Below are 3,778 nucleotides of genomic sequence, written 5' to 3' on the forward strand. Positions count from 1 at the left end.
GGATCTCCCGTCCTTTCGCAGCCGTCCTAGTTCATGCGATGCCAGCCACATCGGCTATTCCACCAGCGGCGAAGCGACCGGCTATATCGCATGTCACGGCAAGGGACGCATGGCCAAGCTGAGGCTGATTGGAGCCGTGCCGCCACCGATGCTAAAGATTGCCGCCAATCCCGAGCGGTGCTGTTCACGGCTTCACAGGAGAAAGGTCTGTCTCGAGCCGTCGAGGATCTGATGCTTCTTGAGGGTGCTCCGGAGATCAGGGTTCGGCCGTCACCTACGGGAGGTATGTTACCGTGCATGATAGATCCTTGACACCCGTACCGTGGTTAGGGGTAGGGCCCGGCAGGATGCTCATGGCACCTGCGTGGAGGGGGCACAGGACCAAAGGTGAGCTTCCGGCGATGGATAGATCGTTGTCGGTGTCGGTGTCGGCCTATGCAGACTCGACCAACCCCGCTTCAGTCATGGAGCGGGAGGGCGCCTTAATCCGGGATCCACTGTTTAGTGGAATTGCCTGAAGCGGGCTCTCGTCCAGCCCTCGTTCGACCTGCAGCCGGGGTTTCAACACAACTGCCCCAGGTGACCGCGCAGCGTGCGATTTCGCGTATCGGGAGAGGCCGATCTTGGTAGCGATCAGCACGGGCGCGGCGGCGACAAAAAGCAGGGCAACCGCATTGAACGCCGTGTCGAAAGCGATCACGGTGGACTGACCTGTCACAACGCGGCCGAGAAGCGCCATCGCTGCCCGGCTGGCGGCCGCGGCGTCCATTCCTCTTGCCGCCAGCATGGCTGTCGTCGTCGTCAGCCGCTCACTGACTGCAGGAACGCCTGCGGTGACGTGGGCGCCGAGCACCGCGACGTTGCCCACGACGTTATGCTCGATCAGGGTCTGGAGCCAGGCGACTCCCATGAGACCGCCAAGCTGGCGCCCCGTGTTGAAGAGGCCAATCCCGGAGGCGAGGTTGTGGCTGTTGAGATTGCCGAAAGCGATCATGGTGATTGACAGAAACAGGAAGCCGAGACCCAGGCCCCGCAACAGGATGGCGGCCATCATGTCGTCCGCGCCGCTTTCACTGGTCGAGCCGGACAGCATCCACATTGCAACCATGATCAGCAGGATTCCAAAGGGCACCGTGGCGAACGGAGGAACACGGCGGACCTGTATGAGGAAGGCGGCGATAAGGAGCGCTCCGACGAATAATGCGCCACTTGGCAACAAAAGCTGGCCAGCGTCGGTCGGCGTGAACGCGAGGACGGATACGGCAAACGAGGGAATCAGGAATGCGCTTCCGAACAAAGCTGCTCCGGCAACAAAACTGACAATAAAGGCGAAGGAGAAATCGTCTGATCGAAATGGGGTGAAATCGAGCAGGCCTCGGCCTTTGGCCATCGCTTGTTGACCAAGAAACGCCAACAGAGTGGCTACGCCGATCACTGTCAGCCACAGGATGCGTGGTTCCTCGAGCCAGTCCCATCGGCTGCCTTGGCTAAACACGTAGGTGAAGCAGAAAAGGGTCACGGAGATCAGTGCGATACCGATCCAGTCAAACGGACGTCGCATGGCCGTCGCGAGCGTTGGGCTATCCGCGACCAGCAGGAGGCCGGCAGCCCCCGCGGCCAGCGGAACAACGCTGAAGAAGATCCATGTCCAGGAGTGGGTATCGAGCAACCACCCTTGAAGAGCCGGGGCGATCGTCGCGGGCGCAACGACGGATCCCATCGCAAACAGGGCCTGAAGGATCGGCTGGTGGGAGCGCGGATAGGCGAGAAAGATGATCGCTTGGCCCGCGACAAGCAGGATGCCGCCGGAAAGGCCTTGTATGATGCGGAGCGTGACCAGCAGGTCTAATCGCGCTGTGATGGCGGCAATACCGCAGGCTGTGCCCATGACCAGGGTTGAGCCGATGATCAGACTGCGCGGGTTGATCCGGGTCATGAGCCAAGGGGCGGCCATGAAACCGATGAGCTTGCAAGCGGTGTATCCGACATCCAGCCAGGCGAACTCATCCGGTGTCGCATAGGTGTCGCCGATGATATCACCGCGCCCGAGCGACAGGACGGTGCTGGCGATCGCCTCCGTCAGCGTGGCCAGCACGATGCCCACGATAAGTAGCGCTCCTGTCGCAGGCGTGTCGCGGCTCGGCAGGACGACGGCCGTGGTCATGAGCCGCTTCCTTCGGTGATCTCAACCCGCGCAGACAGGCCGGGCACGAGGCGACCGGGCAACGGATTGCTGGCGAACCGGATCTTGACCGGGACGCGCTGGACGACACGAACGAAGTTCCCTGTCGCATTGTCTGGGGGGAGCAAGCTGAAAGCCGACCCGCTCCCGGGCGCAAAGCTGTCCACGACGCCTGCAAGCGCCTCGTTCGGATAGCCATCGACGGTGATCCGGGCGCGCTGACCGGGCCGGATATGTTCGAGCTGGGTTTCCTTGAAGTTCGCCACGATCCACACATCGGCGACCGGAACAATATCGAGCAGGGCGGCGCCCGGCGCGACTAGCCGGCCAACGCGGACCTGGCGGTTGCCGATCACGCCGCCAATCGGTGCCCGGACCACGGTGTTGTCGAGATCGATCTGGGCAAGGTCGCGTGCGGCCTGGGCCTGCGCCACCGCGGCCACGGCCGCTTCGCGCTGAGTGGCAAGAACGACGATACGGCGCTGCTGAGCTTCTACGGTCGCTGATGCCGCCAATACACCCGCCTCGGCTCGCAATCGTGCCGCGTCGCTCTCATCGATCTGGGCCTGGCTGACAGCGTTGCTGCGGATCAGCTGGCGGTGGCGGTCGGAGGCCTTGGTCGCGCGGTTCAACTCGGCCACAGCCGAATTTTTCTGGGCTTCGGCCTGCCGGATGAGAGCATGCTGAAGTTCGATCTCCGCATCGACATTGGTCAGGCGAGCTTGGGCAGCTTCGATATTGGCTACGGCTTGTGCAAGCCGGGCGTGGTAGTCGCGATCGTCGATCCGGAACAAAACGTCGCCCGCCCGGACGGTTTGGTTGTCCTCGACCTCGACCGCCGTGACGTAGCCCGCAACCTTCGGGGCGAGGGAGGTCACGTCGCCGCGGATGTACGCGTTGTCGGTCGACGTCTCGTCGCTGGAGCGAGCCCAAGCCCATCCCGCCGCCGGGACCGCCACGGCGCCGAGGCACAGCAGCAGACCGATCCGCATTTTCTTGCTGAGCTGCGCCATGGCACCCTCCGGTAATATCTGTTACCACAGACACATACGGTAATGACTGTTACCAGTCAAGAGGAGGTCGCCACTTGGTGCAGCCGCGCACACTGCGGATCGGATGGGCGATCTCCCTGATGCACTCCGTCAATGCATCGCCTTCGAAGCATGCCTATCCAAGGGCGATCGTGCTATCGAGCCGCTGGCTTGGGCGCCCACTCGATAAGTCTATGACGACTAAACCGAAGTTTAGGTTGGATAGGTGACAGCACAGATCTCACGGCCGTGCGGCCGCCGTACGGCCGCGAGCGCATTCATGAAGGTTGATTGAGGCTGCAATACCAGCTGTCGATGTGAACCGCCGTTCGGACGCACTGATCGAGTTGTCCCGCTCCTGCCGCTTAAGCCACTCAGGCAGCAAAATTGGCCTAGCGGTCGAAGACGCTACAGTGCCTATTCTTCACCAAGGTCAGACGATCGAGGACAGCGAGCTGGGTCCATGCGACAGGACCGTCGCCAGCAGGCTGAGGCCGCGTTCCAGCACGGCCTGATTCTGAGCCGCGCCGAGGGAGACGCGAATGGCATCCGGCGCAGACCCGAC

At 62.5% G+C, this 3,778-nt stretch carries 2 protein-coding genes and 1 pseudogene; 1 reads left to right on the forward strand and 2 read right to left on the reverse strand.

Annotated features, from left to right (window positions below; translation table 11 throughout):
* A pseudogene (locus AA309_RS36135) lies at nucleotides 1-232 on the forward strand (hypothetical protein); the annotation flags it as partial.
* Between the two features lie 201 nt (nucleotides 233-433).
* Here AA309_RS36135 and AA309_RS24400 read toward each other — a convergent pair.
* The gene (locus tag AA309_RS24400; protein ID WP_084731595.1) at nucleotides 434-2,164 is read right to left on the reverse strand and encodes a DHA2 family efflux MFS transporter permease subunit; all 1,731 of its coding nucleotides are present in this window, start codon (nucleotides 2,162-2,164) and stop codon (nucleotides 434-436) included.
* Nucleotides 2,161-3,195, reverse strand: a complete 1,035-nt coding sequence (locus AA309_RS24405) for an HlyD family secretion protein (RefSeq protein ID WP_047191637.1) — start codon at nucleotides 3,193-3,195, stop codon at nucleotides 2,161-2,163. The genes AA309_RS24400 and AA309_RS24405 overlap by 4 nt, the downstream gene beginning before the upstream one ends.
* Nucleotides 3,196-3,778: the final 583 nt, after the last annotated feature.

Origin of the sequence: Microvirga vignae (assembly GCF_001017175.1) — a bacterium.
GTDB classification, from domain to species: domain Bacteria; phylum Pseudomonadota; class Alphaproteobacteria; order Rhizobiales; family Beijerinckiaceae; genus Microvirga; species Microvirga vignae.

Excerpts from the sequence above, each read along its gene's own strand:
- AA309_RS24405 (WP_047191637.1), bottom strand. The coding sequence starts at position 3,195 with ATGGCGCAGCTCAGCAAGAAAATGCGGATCGGTCTGCTGCTGTGCCTC.
- AA309_RS24400 (WP_084731595.1), bottom strand. The coding sequence starts at position 2,164 with ATGACCACGGCCGTCGTCCTGCCGAGCCGCGACACGCCTGCGACAGGA.